15 protein-coding genes, 1 pseudogene and 1 riboswitch are annotated in these 16,630 nt (G+C 40.0%); of the genes and pseudogenes, 5 read left to right on the plus strand and 11 right to left on the minus strand.

The features are described 5' to 3' along the window. Positions 1-113 precede the first annotated feature (113 nt). The 6 genes and pseudogenes from modB to NON16_RS25625 all read right to left on the minus strand — a co-directional run. Entirely contained in the window at positions 114-800 is a 687-nt protein-coding gene (gene modB, locus NON16_RS08285) for a molybdate ABC transporter permease subunit (protein ID WP_257348380.1), read from the minus strand. A gap of 10 nt (positions 801-810) precedes the next feature. Then, complete coding sequence (gene modA / locus NON16_RS08290) at positions 811-1,608, minus strand: molybdate ABC transporter substrate-binding protein (protein ID WP_257348382.1); 798 nt, start codon at positions 1,606-1,608, stop codon at positions 811-813. Between the two features lie 614 nt (positions 1,609-2,222). Continuing rightward, positions 2,223-3,755, minus strand: coding sequence for a carboxypeptidase M32 (locus NON16_RS08295; RefSeq protein ID WP_257348384.1), 1,533 nt, complete (start codon positions 3,753-3,755; stop codon positions 2,223-2,225). 317 nt (positions 3,756-4,072) lie between these two features. After that, the gene (locus tag NON16_RS08300) at positions 4,073-4,339 is read right to left on the minus strand and encodes a small, acid-soluble spore protein, alpha/beta type (protein ID WP_257348386.1); all 267 of its coding nucleotides are present in this window, start codon (positions 4,337-4,339) and stop codon (positions 4,073-4,075) included. Between the two features lie 93 nt (positions 4,340-4,432). Beyond that, a complete protein-coding gene (locus NON16_RS08305; RefSeq protein ID WP_257348388.1) occupies positions 4,433-5,305 on the minus strand; it encodes a phosphotransferase family protein in 873 nt (290 codons plus the stop codon). Between the two features lie 207 nt (positions 5,306-5,512). Next, positions 5,513-5,689, minus strand: a pseudogene (locus tag NON16_RS25625) (EamA family transporter); the annotation flags it as partial. A 179-nt stretch (positions 5,690-5,868) separates the two neighbouring features. On the opposite strand from NON16_RS25625, the gene NON16_RS08310 reads away from it, so the two are divergent. Continuing rightward, on the plus strand, positions 5,869-6,078 hold the full coding sequence (locus tag NON16_RS08310; protein ID WP_257348391.1) for a hypothetical protein: 210 nt from the start codon (positions 5,869-5,871) through the stop codon (positions 6,076-6,078). 585 nt (positions 6,079-6,663) lie between these two features. On the opposite strand, the gene NON16_RS08315 is transcribed toward NON16_RS08310, so the two are convergent. Both NON16_RS08315 and NON16_RS08320 read right to left on the minus strand, forming a co-directional pair. Next, positions 6,664-8,304, minus strand: coding sequence for an MDR family MFS transporter (locus tag NON16_RS08315; protein WP_257348392.1), 1,641 nt, complete (start codon positions 8,302-8,304; stop codon positions 6,664-6,666). A gap of 63 nt (positions 8,305-8,367) precedes the next feature. Further along, on the minus strand, positions 8,368-8,805 hold the full coding sequence (locus NON16_RS08320) for a MarR family winged helix-turn-helix transcriptional regulator (protein ID WP_257348394.1): 438 nt from the start codon (positions 8,803-8,805) through the stop codon (positions 8,368-8,370). Between the two features lie 153 nt (positions 8,806-8,958). Further along, a riboswitch (FMN riboswitch) is annotated at positions 8,959-9,153 on the plus strand. Between the two features lie 205 nt (positions 9,154-9,358). Between NON16_RS08320 and NON16_RS08325 the strand changes: the two genes are divergently transcribed. Beyond that, a complete protein-coding gene (locus NON16_RS08325; RefSeq protein WP_257348395.1) occupies positions 9,359-9,940 on the plus strand; it encodes an ECF transporter S component in 582 nt (193 codons plus the stop codon). Between the two features lie 133 nt (positions 9,941-10,073). On the opposite strand, the gene ytvI is transcribed toward NON16_RS08325, so the two are convergent. After that, positions 10,074-11,105 carry a sporulation integral membrane protein YtvI gene (gene ytvI, locus NON16_RS08330; RefSeq protein WP_257348396.1) on the minus strand — a complete coding sequence of 344 codons (1,032 nt, stop codon included), beginning with the start codon at positions 11,103-11,105 and terminating at the stop codon, positions 10,074-10,076. Positions 11,106-11,288: 183 nt separating this feature from the next. Continuing rightward, entirely contained in the window at positions 11,289-12,413 is a 1,125-nt protein-coding gene (locus NON16_RS08335; RefSeq protein WP_257348397.1) for an IscS subfamily cysteine desulfurase, read from the minus strand. Positions 12,414-12,530: 117 nt separating this feature from the next. On the opposite strand from NON16_RS08335, the gene nadB reads away from it, so the two are divergent. From nadB to nadA, 3 genes are read left to right on the plus strand one after another with little or no spacing between them, the layout of a single operon-like run. After that, positions 12,531-14,084, plus strand: a complete 1,554-nt coding sequence (gene nadB / locus NON16_RS08340; RefSeq protein WP_257348398.1) for an L-aspartate oxidase — start codon at positions 12,531-12,533, stop codon at positions 14,082-14,084. Beyond that, entirely contained in the window at positions 14,053-14,889 is an 837-nt protein-coding gene (nadC, locus tag NON16_RS08345; RefSeq protein WP_257348400.1) for a carboxylating nicotinate-nucleotide diphosphorylase, read from the plus strand. Before nadB ends, nadC begins: the two co-directional genes overlap by 32 nt. Position 14,890: 1 nt before the next feature. After that, positions 14,891-15,997, plus strand: coding sequence for a quinolinate synthase NadA (nadA, locus tag NON16_RS08350; protein ID WP_257348402.1), 1,107 nt, complete (start codon positions 14,891-14,893; stop codon positions 15,995-15,997). A 102-nt stretch (positions 15,998-16,099) separates the two neighbouring features. Here the strand turns inward: nadA and NON16_RS08355 are convergent, their stop codons facing one another. Beyond that, complete coding sequence (locus NON16_RS08355; protein ID WP_257348403.1) at positions 16,100-16,561, minus strand: PaaI family thioesterase; 462 nt, start codon at positions 16,559-16,561, stop codon at positions 16,100-16,102. Positions 16,562-16,630 lie beyond the last annotated feature (69 nt).

Consider the following 16,630-nt stretch of genomic DNA (forward strand, 5'->3'; position numbering starts at 1 on the left):
CCCTTTTATCTTTTTTTACACGTTAACAAAGTTTTAAAATTCTATATCTATACAAATTTCGATAATAGTAGGCTTATTTCCTGTTCAAAAAAAGGGTACACAAAACAGCATCCTTACCTTCTTTTTATAGTGGTAAACGATAGGGTGGTTGGGAAACGATAGACCGCAAATAATAGGATGTAGGATAGGAGAATGACTGCCCCGACCCATAGCCAGGCCATTGTCATGTTACCCGTATCGATAGCTAAGTATATGGCTGTTGGGACCGTTTGCGTTTTGCCAGGAATGTTTCCTGCAAACATTAGGGTCGCACCGAATTCACCGAGTCCACGCGTGAAGCTAAGAACAAATCCAGTAAGAATCGACTGAACTGCGAGGGGGATTGAAATTCGGACGAAAACTTGAAAGTCTGTAGCACCATCGACTTTAGCCGCATCTTCAATTTCGTCATCGACGGCCTCAAATCCAGTTTTAGCAGATTGATACATAAGCGGGAAGGAAACGACAACTGCTGCAATGACCGCTGCCCACCATGTGAATATAATCGGTTGCTTAAATATCGCCTCAATCAATTGGCCAACTGGGCTTTTCAATCCGAAAATAACGAGCAATAGAAAGCCAACAACAGTGGGCGGCAGTACTAATGGGAGCATAATTAATGTTTCCAGTACTGTTTTTCCTTTAAAGGATTTTCGAGCCATTAATCGACCAGTCAGAAGTCCGAGAACTCCTACGATAAAACCGGCCGTGCAAGCCACAGTTATAGAAAGAAGTATAGGTGTCCAGAAAGAATGTATCATATGAAAACCCTCAGTCAATCGGAATGAATCCGTAGTCTTTAAATGTTTTATGAGCAAATTCAGATTTTAAAAAAGTGAAAAAGTCGATTGCTGCTTCTTGTTTTTCGGTTCCCTTTACAATTCCAGCAGGATAGATAATAGGTGAATGATGCCTCGATTTTACTGTATTAATCACTTTAATTTGATCAGAAACCTTTGCATCAGTGGCATAGACGAATCCGATATCAACATTACCGGTTTCAACATAGGTTAGAACCTGTCGAACATCTTTTGCATAGACCATTTTATTCTTAACCGTTTTCCAGATGTTTGTACTTTGTAGTGATTCCTTTGCATATCGCCCAGCTGGCACAGAAGCGGGAACGCCAATCGAAATCCGTCTAATTTCAGATCGAGTTATGCCTTGCAGTTCATTTAAATGAACTGTGTGATCTTTTTGAGTAATGAGTACGAGTTCATTTTGTAAAAGCTTCGTTGTATGCTGAGTATCGAGTAACCCTTTTTTCATAAGCGCTTCAAACTTTTCCTCAGAGGCTGAGAGGAAAACATCAGCAGGTGCACCTTGTTCAATTTGCCGTTGCAGGGTTCCTGAAGAGGCTAAGTTTAAGATAACATTTATGGAAGGATGCTCTTCTTCAAATTCAAGTTCGATCTCCTTCAATGTATCGGTCAAGCTTGATGCGGCTGAAACATAAAGCGTACTTTGCTCCCCATGCTGTGTTGGCCCTGAGTGATTACATCCTGCTAAGAATACGATCGCTAAAAGTATAATTTGAATCGCTTTTATATAATTCGTTTGATGAGACATTTAAGTCACTTCCAGTATGTAAAATCCTTTATATCTTACTATACAGAAATGAAAAGTCACCTGTCCAGGAACAAGTGAAGAAATGGGGAGGGTGAAATAAAGAAAAGGGGGCTGTGGCCAAAATGTTCATTTGTGAACCTTTTGAATCAGCCCCATCCTTTTATAAGGTAAGAAAGATTTGAATGGTCATAGATTGGTGATTGTACATATTAGAGGTCTGTCTAAAGCCATTTAGCGTTAAAAGTAGCAGTGACTCGTCTACAAGAGTACAAGAAGATCATATTTAATGAAAAATATGCCGATTTAACAGCTGTTCTCAATAGAATTCATCTGGATTTTCAGAATTCAACCGGAACTGAGACTAATTCATCTGGAAACCCTAGAATTCATCCATATTGAGACTAATTTATCCGGAAAATCTGGAATTCGTCCGTACTGAGACTAATTCATCCGGGAAACCTGGAATTAGTCCATATCGAGAATAATTCATCCGGAAAATCTGGAATTCCTCCAAACTGAGACTAATTCATCCAGAAAACATCGAATTCATCCGAACTGAGACTAATTCAACTAAAAGATTCGAGACACCAGGATAATAGGCAAGATATTGTTTCTTATAAGTTGTAGATTTTTGTGTATTTTTGTTCGAGATAGTCGACGAGATATTTCGCGTTAAGCTCTTCACCAGTTACTTTCTTAATCAGTTCAGCAGGAGTGTATAGTTTGCCATACTGATGAATGTTTTCACGAAGCCACTCCCGAATATTCATGAACTCCCCATTTTGGATGGAGGAATAAAAATCTGGTAGGTCTTTGACGACTTTGTTTAACATTTGTGCACCATAAAGATTTCCTAATGAGTATGACGGGAAGTAACCGACACCGCCATGGGACCAGTGAACATCCTGTAAAACGCCGAGACGATTTGAAGGAGGAGTGATTCCGAGATAATCAACCATCTTTTCATTCCAGACATTCGGAAGGTCCTTAACTTGTATATCACCAGCGATTAAGCTTTTTTCAATTTCATAGCGGACCATAATGTGAAGGTTATACGTAAGTTCATCGGCTTCAACTCGAATAAGTGAAGGTTCTACACAGTTGATCGCTCTATAAAATTCTTCAAGCGAGATGCCACTAAGCTCATGTGGGAAGTGTTGCTTTAAATCATCATAAAAGAAGGTCCAGAATTCCTTCGTACGACCAACAAAATTCTCAAGGAATCTTGATTGGGACTCATGGATTCCAAATGAAGCACCGCGACGAATCACACGACCTTCATATTCCGCATTAACCCCTTGTTCATAAAGAGCATGACCTGTTTCGTGTATTGTACCGAAAATGGCCATACGCATATTTTCAGGTTCATATCTTGTAGTAATTCGCACATCTCCGGTATTGATTCCCATAGCAAAAGGATGGGTCGTTTCATCAAGGCGTCCGGCATCAAGATCATAACCTAATTTCGGGATAATAAATTCTGCAAATGCCTTTTGTTTTGCCACATCAAATGTCTGGTCGAAGACTTCATTTCTCGGTTTACTAGAAGATTGTTGAATCCGGTTCAATAAATCAATGCTTTTTTCACGAAGATCAGAGAAAAGTGGGTCAAGCTTCTCAACCGTCAACCCAGGTTCAAAATCATCGAGTAATGCATCATAAGGGTGTTTTTCGTAGCCATAGTATTCTGCAAATTGTTTCTTCATATCAATCATTTTTTCTAAATATGGTTCAAAGTGAGAGAAATCATCATTTGAACGAGCTTCTTCCCAAGCATCGTTTGCGTTGGAAGAAAGAATGACATACTCATTATACACATCTGATGGTATACTTTTCGATTTGTTATATTCTTTATTACGTTCACGCACACAAGCCTGAGTGGCTGGATCGAGCTGTGAAAAAACATCTGGTTTTGTTAAATCTTCAAGATAATTACCCATCTCCGGCGAAATGGAAAGCTTAAACATTTCTGTTGAGAGGGTACCTTTAGCTTTCGCAAAAATCGGACGTCCTTTTTTCGGGGCATATGTACGTGCATCCCAGCCTAGCACCCCCATGATGTTCCCAAAGTGGCAAATCTTTTCATCTAGAGCAGTAAATTGTCCTACAGTCTTTTGAATCGTTTCATCTAGTAGCTGTTGAGTCATTCAAAAACCCTCCTCAATCAATTTACAAAGCAATATTAAACATATTCTTGATAAAAGTTATTTATCCTTCGAGAAACGAAATAATACTTTGTAAAAAGAAAAAAGACCTTGAAAACAAGGACTTTTTCACGAGTAAAGAAAGTATAAAAGTTTGCGGCATGGATGTAATGTCCAGCTTCAGCGCCCAACCACTTGAATCACTTCAGGCCTCCTGCGGCGGCAACAGCCTCCTCGTGGGTCTTCCAGTGACCTTCGTGGCTAAGCAGGGCGCTTGCGCTTTTCTTAAAAAACTACCTTTTTTTGTACGTGGACCTTAGTTATTTAAGTTGATTTTTTGCCATGCGGATCAGTTCATGGACCATTTTACCGCCGATCTGACCGCCAATCTTGCCTGCATCACCTGACTTCAATTCTTGATTTCCTTTCTCTCTAAGTGGGATTCCAAGATCTTTAGCAACTTCGTATTTTGTATTACCCGGTGAATTTGGATCAACCGAATAACCTTCTTTTCTCATAATATCTGCTTTTAACTTATTCAGTCCTTCGCGGGCTTCAGGTACAAGCGGTCTTCGTTGTTTCGCCATTTTTAGTTCGCCTCCATTTTTCTTTTAGTATGCGCGAACTTCATTCTTTTTAGTGTTCCTTCAGGAATGGAAACATGGCAAGAGAGTTAATAATCATACATATTCTTTTAAGCCGTTCTTGAACGCTTCTTCATCCTTATACCGGTGACCATATAATGCTTCCTGTAAAGCAAAAGTACCTGAATAAAAGTGGATTCTTGGAAATAAATCTGAAAGCCCAGGGTAGTGCGGTATCATTAATTTTATAAAATCCTCTCCATAATGCTTATATAGACCTGCAAAATCAATTGCTGGGTCACCTATGTGGCAGCTGCCAAAGTCAATGATTCCACTTAAATTCTTTAAATGATGATCGTATAGAATGTTTGTACTACCAAAATCTCCGTGAATGAGAGCTGGACTAAAATCAATCTGTGTTTTGTTTCCAAGGAAAGCTTCAAAATGCTCAGCGACTTCGATTCTTTTTAGGGGTTTCATATGAGGGAACAGATTTTCTTTTATATCAGTAAAAAGGTGAGTCCAATTTTGAAATCCTTCATTTCCGGTGACCTTTTCCCCTGGGGCATCAGCAATTGGTATCGAGTGAAGTTGATTGAGAAATGTAACTAATTCATTTGCAATCGACTGCCGATCAGAAGGTTCAGCTTCCAGAATAGTTTCTGGATTTAAAGGGTGACCGTGTATTTTTCTATAACCAAAAAATGCCTGTCCTAATGTGTTTGTGTCTGTGTTGACAAAATGCGGATCTGGGATCGGAAGGGAGATGTAGGAGCGGATAAATGCGAGCTGTTCATATTCGGTTTGTAAAGAGCTCAATGCTTGATCATGCTTCGGGAAACGAAAGACCCATTCATCGTTTAGAAATACAATGTCATTGTTTTGTCCGGTATGATTCCACTCAACACGATTCGTCTTAAGAGCTGGGTAAAATGATTGAATGCATTTTAAATATTGTTCAAGAGCCATAAAAAATTCCTCCCTTCATCAAAATTCGACCACAAGGGGAATAATCCTTTTATTTGCACATTAAGAAAGTATTCTTCGTACAAGAATTGCTATTAGGTTTTACATAATTACTCTTGTGGTGATACTGAATATATACTTCTAATTTTGAATTGATTATTTTGTGACCTCGGCTGTATGTATTTGAACCTGTATTTTTCTTGATGAACGTCAAATCCCGATCAATACAAATACAGCCCCGACAATCTGGTACCAGTGAACATGCTCATTCAGTAATAGTGTCGCTAAGATTGCAGCAAACATTGGAATCAGATTCAAATAAACCGATGATTGGCTCGGTCCAATCCTGCCAACCGCGGTGTTCGATAAATAAAAGGCAATGACAGATGCAAATAAACCTCACCCTTATTACTTAATTGTATTTAGTAGAAAATAAGAAATTCCTTCTTGAAACATTTTTCTACTATAATCGTAAAGTACAGCAACTAATCATTCACTTAGTATATCAAAATAAAGGTCCTTCCTTGATAAAATAACATAGAATAAAGTGCGAAAGGATGATGGAAATGGATTTGACTGCTAAAATAACGATTGATTTTATAACGGATGGCTTGAAGGAATTCTATGTGGAAATGTTAGAAATACCAGAAGAAATCTCAGCGGGGGAGCTACAAAATATCGTAGAAAAAAGAGCCCAAAAGGTAAAAGATCTAAAGCACGCCAAAATTATATCCTCATCCATAAAAATAAAAAAGATTAACGAAGTAAAGCGTTAACGCCTAATCATAAAAGTGGGCTCATAAGTGAATAGATATTCACTTGAGGAAAGTAAGAAGCTTTATAACCAATATAATAAAAGCTAGAAAAGCAGGTGGAACGAGGGATCCCAAAAAAGTGGGTCACCCCGTTTATCATGATTTCCTTTTCTTGTTCAATTGACGATTAATTCCAAAGGTCAGAAGTGTAAAAAGAAATACGATTGATGCCCATGCAACAGCTCCCAATTGTTTGAAATACCTCAATATAACACAACTCCTAACAACAAGAATTCAATCTATTCAATTCCAAATTATAACACTGACTAGAATTAAATGTAAATGACTTTTGATCTTGTGTTGAAATAAAGAAAACTTGGCGCTAGCCAAGTTTTCTTTATGAGTAATGAAAGTATAAAAGTTTGCGGCATGGATGTAATGTCCAGCTTCAGCGCCCAACCACTTGGATTACTTCAGTCCTCCTGCGGCGGCAACACACTGAATTACTCCATGTATGTTCCCACGCAGGGCCGAACTTGTTTGGGCCGAGCCTCCTCGTCGGTCTTCCAGTGACCTTCGTGGCTAAGCAGGGCGCTTGCGCTTTTCTTAAATCGATCGTTCCTTTAATTTCTCGCGGGAATTCTCATCGTTTTCTTTTTTTTCTTCCTCTTTTGTATCAGTGTTGCTCATTCTTAAAGGAATTTCCTTTAAGAAGAAGGTTAAAAGAACCGCAGCTCCAACGATGATGGAACCTGTTAGGAACACGTCACTCAGTGCGTGACTGAGCGCTGTTCGTAACACACCAACAATCTGGTCAAACACACCGAGTAATCCGTCTGGAAGAGAAGACTTTATTTTGTCTAATGCTTCTGGATCCATTAAGGCTTGTGGATCTTGTAATGCTTTTAACTTTTCAGCAGCATCAGGGTTTTTAGCAAAAGCATCTGCTGCGCTTCCACTACTAGCAGCCTGTGACATCTCATCTTTCATAGAGGATGCCATGATCGTCCCCATGATTGAGACCCCTATTGTTCCCCCAAGCTGGCGGAACAGCTGGGCTGAAGAGGTTGCCACACCGAGAAACTTATGACTCACTGCGTTTTGTACGGTTAGTGTAAACACAGGGAAGCTCATCCCAAGCCCTAGTCCGACAGTAATCATATTCAATACTGCAATCCAAGGTGAGGTATTAGCATCCATAAGGGACAAGAAAAACATTCCTGTACTCATGATCGTAAGACCGAGGATTGCAATGATTTTATATTTTCCTGTCTTTGTAATTATCTGTCCTCCAATTGCAGAGGCTGTAACCATTGCTAAAGTCATTGGCATCATAATGAATCCGGATGCTGTAGCTGAACTTCCCATTACACCCTGAATGAAGAAAGGAGTATACATGATGGCTCCGAACATCCCAGCCCCCATTATAAAGCCAATCATATTCGATAATGAGAAAATACTGTTTTTAAATAAATGTAATGGTAGTACTGGGCTCTTCGCTTTACGTTCAATCTGGATAAAAATAATGAATGCAATGACGGCTCCAGAAAATAGCGCAATTATCTGAGGTGAAGTCCATGCGTACGTTTTACCTGCCCATGAAAAGGCCAGTAACATTGGCATCATTGTAAGTGTTAAGAAAATAGATCCGAGATAGTCAACTTTTTCAGTAGCCTTTTTATCCACAGACGGAAATAAGCGCCAAATTAAAATGAAGGCTACAACGCCGATCGGTAGGAAAATCCAAAAAATCCAATTCCAGTCGAAGTTATCAACAATATAACCCCCGAGGGTAGGACCGAAAACACTTGCGAGTCCGAAAACACTCCCCATAATTCCTTGCCATCGTCCTCGTTCACGTGGTGAAAAAAGATCCCCAACTGCTGTGAATGCTGTAGACATGATCATTCCTGCACCAAGCCCTTGGACACCACGATAAACAATTAGGTGAATAATCGTACTCGATGTTCCACACAAAAGGGTACCTACCATGAAAACACCGATACCGATTAAAATAAATGGTTTTCTACCATAGATATCCGATAATTTCCCTACTAAAATGGCAGTAATACTAGATGCAAGCATGAAAATTGTAAATACCCAGCTAAAATATTGCATACCACCGAGGTCTGCAATAATGCGTGGAAGTGCTGTTCCAATAATCGTCTGATTGATTGCTGCAAACAACATTGCGGACATAATAGCAATCATAATTGTAATCTTTTTCTTGTGATCTAAATGTTCCATCGTCTCACTCCTATTCATTTCGTGTTGAGAAAAGTTCATAAAGTTAAGTAAATGTTAAAAAATTTATTGTGAATGTGAGTTTTTTTCTTGGATTTTATTGAAAAAAAGTACCATTTGTTCAATTTCTTCATCCTTAAAAAGCTCGAACTGTTGTTGGAAGTATACTGCACGCTTCTGTTTCATTTCATTAAGAAGAGCGGACCCATCAGAAGTTATAATCATTTCAACAACCCTGCGATCAGCGGAAGAACGAATACGATCAACTAGGTCCCTTGAATAAAGTCGCTCCATGACATTTGACACATGACTTCGATTAACCTGAAACTCATCAGCAAGCAATGAAACTTTTTTAGGACCATGTTCGTTCAAATAATAAAGGAACATAAATTCACTTGAAGTTATCTCCTTATCGAATACATTTGCCATTGCCTTCCGATGAGAGCGTAATAACCATCGAAATGATTGTTCGAATTCCAATATTAATTTCTCTCTACCGTTCATAAGATTCACCACACATATAATTCACTTAGTTAACTATTTACTTCGTTTATTATACTCCGATTTAAGTTACTGTCAATCCCTAAATCCTCTTAAGTCAATACGTTTTACAAAACATTTATATACAAGGTATACTAATTATGACAAATCTATAAACACCATCTTCGGGGCAGGGTGAAATTCCCGACCGGCGGTATGTGAAGTTCCCCTTCACGAGCCCGCGAGCTTTGCTTTTATTGTTAGTTGATACAGTGGCTGATATTTTGGGTCGCTTTTCAGCGAGCGGTAAAACGTGGCTGATCTGGTGAAATGCCAGAGCCGACAGTATAGTCTGGATGGGAGAAGATGTATGCACAGGTTTCTTTTTGACACATAAAAGAAGCTCAGTTCAGTATGTATTTCTGGACAGATATAAGGCATGCTCCCGAGATTGGCTCCTATTAGTCAATCTTTTTTCGTGCTTATCCAAGTTTCTTTATGTGTGTGTTCAGAGAAGTTAAACCGTGTGTTGCATTGGAAGCAAGATGGGCGTTTAGGAAAAGAGGAGAGGTTTCCTATGCAAAAAAAGGGGAAGTTGTACCGAATGATTGCTGTTTCGATTTTAAGCAGCATCGCTTATTTATTAATGATGTTGGATTTTCCGTTTCCAGGCTTGCCGCCATTTTTGGAAATCGACGTCAGTGACGTACCTGCGCTGTTAGCGGGAGTAGTTTTTGGTCCAATAGCAGGGGTTACGGTGGAAGCAATCAAAAACGGATTGCATTATGGGGTACAAGGAAGTATGACTGGGGTGCCTGTTGGCCAAATTGCAAACTTCCTAGCTGGAAGCTTGTTTGTGGTTCCGGTATCACTATTGTTCCGTAAGTACCGATCTAAAAAAGGGCTTACACTCGGTTTAATCACAGGTACTTTGTCCATGACACTATTTATGGCAGTACTGAATTATATCATCATTTTACCAGCGTATACGTGGTTCCTAGGTTATGAACAAATGTCAACAAGTGGAATGATTCAGTTTATTGTTAAAGCAATCACACCATTTAACTTGATAAAAAGTGGGATTGTTGCCATCCTGTTTTTTATTCTGTATACAAAAATTGCCCCACATTTGAAAAGGTTGGAGCAACCAGCAGCATAACATTACACACCAAAAGTTCTATTACTATATTTAGTATTTAAACATAAAAAGGGCGTATTCATCATGAATCGCCCTTTTTATGTTTAGAAAGTACACCCTATGACAATAAACATGTCATCCTAGTAGGTATAACTTAAAAATCGACTTTTACTTTTAAAAAGCCTGCCTTAATAAGTGACTTGACGATAATGACCATCGCTGGGCCGATAATGAATCCAACAAATCCGAGTAATTCAAATCCAATGTATAAACTTGCAAGTGCAGCAAGTGCGCTAATCCCAAGACTTGACCCAAGAATTTTAGGTTCAATAATTCTTCTAAAGATCGTAATAAGGAAGAATAGGACAATTAATCCGATTGCAAGCCGTTGATCTCCAGCATATAGGTTGTACAGCCCCCATGGCACAAGAAAGGATCCTGTTCCAAGTATAGGGAGAATATCCACGATTACGATCAGAATCGCAAAGATCAATGCGTATTCAATATCTAGTATCATTAGCCCAAACCATGCAATAAGGAAGGTTAAAAAGCTAAGAATCAGTTGCGCACGCAAAAATCCAACGAAGGCCAAGGATAATTGCTTCATAACTAATTCGACCTTCACCCTTGCTTTTTCAGAAAACATATTTAAAAATCCATGGTGGAGCTTGGGTAGATCAAGGCTGATTAAGAATACCGAAACAAGATAAATCAACAACTGGATAAGCAAAATTGGAACGGCTGTAATAAATTCCACAAGACCTTTCGTTAAGCCGGAAAGAAAATCTACAGAAAACTGGCGCAGGTCGTTTAAAGCATCCTGAACAGTTGATATGTATTCACTTGGAATTTCCTTATAATACTCTTCCATCTGAATGACAAAGCCCTCGACCTTTTCAAAGGTATATTGTGCAAACTGTGGAAGCTGTTGGGTGAAATCGATTACTTGGACTACAAGCGTTGTAACAGCCCAATAACATCCAAGCAACATTAAGGCAAGAAATAAACTGAAACCGATTGTCACACTCCAAACCCGTTTAATTGAGAATGTATTGATCAACAGTTTGATAAACGGTTCAAGGAGGATTGAAGTAACTAGGGCAAGAACAATAGGGATACTATATGGAATTAGAAAAACAACTATCCCTACAAGTATCAAAAATGGTACATATTTTTTTAATTCCAAATTCAGCTTCTCCTTATCGAACAGGAACCGTATTTTTGAATAGCGGTTTGATCGAGTGAAATTAACAATATTATACCGTTTATCGGGGAAAAGGGCATCCCTTCTGTATTAATTTCCTTGATTTTTTTATAGAATTAAAACTTGTTAAATAATTTTTACAATAATGAGCCTGGTCTTTATAATTTACACGCTATTAAGGATGTCATTTAAAGCATTCGCAGCGCCTTCAATGTCTTTCTTGCTTGTAGAAGTGCCGAACGAAATTCGTATTAATTCGCGTGCCTCATCTTCATTTAAGCCCATGGAAAGCATAGTCTTCGACGGCATTTGTTTCCCCGCTGAACAAGCTGATCCGGTAGAAATTGCAAATCCCTTTCGGTTCATCTCCAGCATCGCGTATTGCCCCTCGATTCCATGTGTTCGTATACCCAAAATGGAAGGGAGGTGATTACTGCGGTGACCTTCTACCTTAAATTTTGCGTCGTTACTCATAGCTTTTAAAAAGTGCTCACGCAATCCGACGAATTTTTCCGCATTAGCTTCTATATTCTCGATGAGCTCACCGACAGCTGTCACAAACGCTGCGATTCCTGGGACATTTAAAGTACCAGGTCGAAATCCCTTTTCATGTACAGAACCGGAAATATTTGGCTTCCATGATAGATTTGGAGATAGATAACACGCCCCAACTCCTTTAGGGCCATAAACTTTATGTGCTGAAACCGAAATGCTATCGAGTTGTAACTTCTTCACATCAATTGGTATTTTCCCAAAGGTTTGGACACAATCACTATGAAACAGAATGTTCCTTTCCTTTAAAAGACGTCCGATTTCTTCAAGTGGTTGAAGTGTGCCGATTTCACTGTTTGCATGCCCAATACTTACAAAAATTGTCTCACTTTCGATGGTATCCTCAAGATCCTTAACAGAAACCTTTCCTTGTGAATCAACTGGAAGCTTGGTAATCCGAAAGCCTTCACCCTCAAGTAACTGGAACGTATTTAAGACAGATGCGTGCTCTGTCATGGTCGTAATCAGGTGCTTTCCTTTAGAAGAATGTGCACGAACGATGGAAGTGATTGCTAAATGATTACTTTCAGAACCTCCGCCTGTAAAATAAATCCCGTCTTGATGCCCGTTCACATAGTTCGCTAACTGTCTTCTGCTTTCAGATAATATATTCAATGCGCCATCGCCAACATCATGAAGACTCTCGGTGTTTCCAAAAAAATTGGTTGCCACCTCAGTATACACATGAAGAGCTGTGCTGGAGATAGGTGTTGTCGCTGCATAATCAAGATAAATCATAACATTCCTCCTCGTATTGCAAAACTAAAACATCTTGCTAATAGTTTAGTTTTATGTAAATATAGGTGTCAAGACATATGTAAAGATATAAACTACAGGAATAGGGAGGAGGTCCCTATGAATATACGAAGATCAGATGTGTTGGTTATAGGAAGTGGACTATCTGGCTTAATGACAGCACAACTCCTTGGTTTGGATAAGAATGTGATTATTCTCACAAAGGGACGACTTGAAACCAGTAATTCATACTTGGCACAAGGTGGAATTGCCGCTGCAGTTCAAGAAAGTGACAGCTGGTATTCTCATTTTATCGATACAATCCAAGCGGGTCGTCTGCACAATAATGCAGAAACAACGAAAGCTCTCGTACGGGAAGGACCAGCAATGGTTCATAAGCTAATCGAGTATGGAGTGGATTTCGATCAAGAATTAGACGGTCACTTTCAGTATGGAAAAGAAGGGGCTCATAGTCTTTCACGGATCCTTCATGCTGGTGGAGATGCAACAGGGAAGCATGTTGTCGAGGCACTCAAAAGACATGTAACTGAAAAACGGATGGTCGTCGAAGGGGAAACGGCTGTTGAACTCATTTTACAAAACAATGAATGTGTTGGTGTTTGGAGTATTAACGGAGATGGGAAGTTAACAGCGAACATAGCATCATCTGTTGTGATCGCTTCAGGTGGGTATTCAGGTCTTTATCCGCTTCATTCTAACGCTTCAACGATTACAGGCGATGGAATTTCACTCGCTTATGACGCCGGGGCTTTAGTTTCAGATATGGAATTCATTCAGTTCCATCCGACATTACTTGTGAAAAATGGGTTTGGAGTTGGACTTGTCTCTGAGGCTGTACGTGGAAAAGGCGCTATTCTGATTGATGAACAAGGGCTTCCCTTGATGGAGAATCAACACCCTATGAAGGACCTAGCACCAAGAGATGTCGTTTCTCGTGTTTTATATCGGGTGAGACAAGACGGAAGGGAAACGTTCCTTGATATTCGAAATGTCCCGGACTTTCAACGTAACTTTCCAACGATTACCCGACTGTGCGTAGAAAACGGAATCCCCCTTGAAAAGGGAAAAATCCCAGTTGCACCTGGTGCCCATTTTACAATGGGAGGAATTGACGTTGATGAGGTTGGGAGGTCTACGATTAAAGGCCTATACGCTGTCGGTGAAGCTGCCAATACAGGGGTGCACGGAGCAAATCGCCTCGCCAGTAACTCCTTGCTTGAAGGAATCGTATTCGCCAACCGCCTAGCTGATCATTTAATAAACGAACCTTTACGGATAGCCCAGATCGATTTAAAGTGGCACGGACTGGAAATCTTGAAGCAGGTACCTTCACATACGCAACTTTGTGAAGTTTTGAACGAGTATGCAGGTATAGAGAGAACCAGTGAAGGATTATCACAAGCTACTGAATACTTCAATCAGCTATTACAAAAAACAGAACGTATTGAGGCACCAACTCTAGAGCAAATTCAGATGCGAAATCAGGTTCTCATCGGATGGATGATCGCAACCTCGGCACTAAAACGGACGGAAAGCAGAGGCAGTCATTTCCGTACAGATTTTCCAACACAAGATGACGTCCAGTGGAAACAAAAGAGAATTAAGAGGGGGAAATTTGAACATGAACCGTTTAAAAGTTCGTCAGGAGCTTGAACGATTTTTCTTAGAGGATGTAGGAGTTGCGGACTTAACGAGCGAGCTTCTTTTTGAGGAAAACCAAACCGGTCAGGGACGATTTTTTATAAAGGAAGACGGTGTACTTTCAGGAACACGAATCCTTGAAGAGGGGATGCAGCTTGTATCTTCACGTATTGAGGTTGAGATGGTTGCACGGGATGGAATGGAATTGGAAAAAGGTGACACAATTGCAGTTGTGCGTGGGCCTGTTGCAGAAATACTTGAGGCAGAACGCGTTATTTTAAACCTGATGCAGCGCATGTCTGGAATTGCAACGCTAACGCGAAAAGCAACGGAACTTGTTCAAGGATCCTCCATTAAAATATGTGATACGCGAAAAACAACACCTGGGCTACGAATGTTCGAAAAATATGCGGTCCGTTGTGGTGGAGGGGTGAATCATCGACTGACATTGGACGGTGGGGTAATGATCAAAGATAACCACATCGCCATGTACGGAAGCATTCAAAATGCAGTTAAACAGGTTAGGAATGCATTAGGACCGATGACGAAAATTGAAGTTGAAACAGAAACAATCGACCAAGTGAGGGATGCAGTTGAGGTAAACGCTGACATTATTATGTTCGACAACTGCACACCTGAAGAAATTGCCGAAAGGATTTCGCTCGTGCCGAAACATATTGCAACGGAAGCATCTGGTGGCATCACGCTTGAGGATTTACCTTTTTATAAAGAAAGCGGTGTACAGTTCATCTCATTGGGAGCATTGACACATTCCGTGAAAAGCATTGATATCAGTCTAGAATTGGAGGTCGACTAGAATGAGTGTACTTGATTTATTAAAAACAACAGCCGGATTGCCTGAGCGGTATCGAAGCTTACCGGAAGCAGAAATGATTAAACGGGTTGAGGCAATAAAAAAGCAGATGGGTGATAAGCTTTATTTACCGGGACATCACTATCAAAAGGACGAAGTGATACAGTTTGCGGATGATACTGGTGACTCTCTTAAACTCGCACAACTGGCTGCTGAAAATCACCAAGCAGAATATATCGTCTTCTGTGGGGTTCATTTTATGGCCGAAACAGCTGATATATTATCTGCTCCGGATCAAACCGTCATTTTACCCGATATGAGAGCAGGCTGTTCGATGGCTGACATGGCTGATATTCACCAGACTGAAAAAGCTTGGGATATCCTGCAGGATACATTCGGAGACACCATTTTACCGTTAACCTATGTGAATTCAACCGCAAGTATCAAGAGTTTCGTCGGAAAATATGGTGGAGCAACCGTAACGTCATCAAACGCAAATGCGATGGTTGAATGGGCTTTGCAACAAAAGGAACGAATACTGTTTTTACCAGATCAGCATCTTGGTCGGAATACAGCTTATGCACTTGGTGTTCCGTTAGACGAAATGGCTGTTTGGGACCCGATTGAAGAGACGTTGGAATGCTCAGGGCCGGTTGAAGAAGTTAAAATCATTCTCTGGAAAGGACATTGCTCTGTCCATGAAAAATTTACGATGGAGAACATCCGTGAAGTTTGGGAGACGATGCTCGGAGCTCAGGTACTCGTTCATCCAGAATGTACATTCGATGTCGTGCAAGCAGCTGATTTGAGCGGGTCAACGAAATTCATTATCGATACGATTGAAAAAGCACCGGCTGGTTCAGTATGGGCAATTGGAACCGAGATGAATCTCGTCAACAGATTGATCAATACACATAAGGATAAAAAAATCGTTTCATTGAATCCGAATATGTGTCCGTGCTTGACGATGAACCGGATTGATTTGCCTCATCTATTATGGGCACTTGAATCTATTGTCGGTGGAAATGTTGTCAATGCGATTAAAGTTGATGAAGGTACAGCTCATTTCGCGAAGATCGCTCTTGACCGGATGCTGGAGTATTCTAAATAATGTGAATGTGTTAAACGTATACATTTGTAAATCTTAAGAAGCTTTGACATTTAATTTAGGCGGGGTTGACTTCCAAACTTCAACCCCTACTAACCTATTAAATTAATCCTCGTCCAGCTCTTCAACAGGTACAAAATAATTATCTTTACGATAAGAAAGTGCTTCCATCTTTGCGATTAATTCCCCGTTACTCTCCACACTAATGTTGTACCAAGACGTTCGATGCTTCCTTTTTTCCTCGGTGGCGATTGCCCGCAACTTCGAACCTTTTTTCCCGGGTGCCATATAGTTCACAGTGTTCGACAACCCGACGGATGTTTTTCCATATGAATTACAAGCGCAAGCAAACACGTAATCGGCCAGTGCAAAGGTAATCGCACCATGTACAGTCCCGTGTGTATTAAGCATAAAGTCTTTCACATCAAGTTCAGCTGTTGCTGTACCTTCTCCCAACTCTATTAATTTAACTCCCAAAAACTGAGCATATGGTTCTTCTTCCATCATTTTAAAGATCTGATTGTAAAATTTGTTGTGTACATCAAGGTCGTTATATCGCTTTTTCACAAGTAAGCCTCCCAATTTCAATTAATCTAATCATACAAAAAGAAAGCAAGAGATGAAAACGTTAACATT

The sequence above is a fragment of the Pseudalkalibacillus decolorationis genome, from assembly GCF_024609785.1.
Lineage (GTDB): Bacteria > Bacillota > Bacilli > Bacillales > Fictibacillaceae > Pseudalkalibacillus > Pseudalkalibacillus decolorationis.

Coding starts and splice junctions, on each gene's coding strand:
- nadC (WP_257348400.1), top strand. CDS start 14,053: ATGAACCGTTTAAAAGTTCGTCAGGAGCTTGAACGATTTTTCTTAGAG.
- NON16_RS08300 (WP_257348386.1), bottom strand. CDS start 4,339: ATGGCGAAACAACGAAGACCGCTTGTACCTGAAGCCCGCGAAGGACTG.
- modB (WP_257348380.1), bottom strand. CDS start 800: ATGATACATTCTTTCTGGACACCTATACTTCTTTCTATAACTGTGGCT.
- NON16_RS08305 (WP_257348388.1), bottom strand. CDS start 5,305: ATGGCTCTTGAACAATATTTAAAATGCATTCAATCATTTTACCCAGCT.
- nadB (WP_257348398.1), top strand. CDS start 12,531: ATGAATATACGAAGATCAGATGTGTTGGTTATAGGAAGTGGACTATCT.
- NON16_RS08320 (WP_257348394.1), bottom strand. CDS start 8,805: ATGAACGGTAGAGAGAAATTAATATTGGAATTCGAACAATCATTTCGA.
- NON16_RS08315 (WP_257348392.1), bottom strand. CDS start 8,304: ATGGAACATTTAGATCACAAGAAAAAGATTACAATTATGATTGCTATT.
- NON16_RS08325 (WP_257348395.1), top strand. CDS start 9,359: ATGCAAAAAAAGGGGAAGTTGTACCGAATGATTGCTGTTTCGATTTTA.
- nadA (WP_257348402.1), top strand. CDS start 14,891: ATGAGTGTACTTGATTTATTAAAAACAACAGCCGGATTGCCTGAGCGG.
- NON16_RS08295 (WP_257348384.1), bottom strand. CDS start 3,755: ATGACTCAACAGCTACTAGATGAAACGATTCAAAAGACTGTAGGACAA.
- modA (WP_257348382.1), bottom strand. CDS start 1,608: ATGTCTCATCAAACGAATTATATAAAAGCGATTCAAATTATACTTTTA.
- NON16_RS08310 (WP_257348391.1), top strand. CDS start 5,869: ATGGATTTGACTGCTAAAATAACGATTGATTTTATAACGGATGGCTTG.
- NON16_RS08335 (WP_257348397.1), bottom strand. CDS start 12,413: ATGATTTATCTTGATTATGCAGCGACAACACCTATCTCCAGCACAGCT.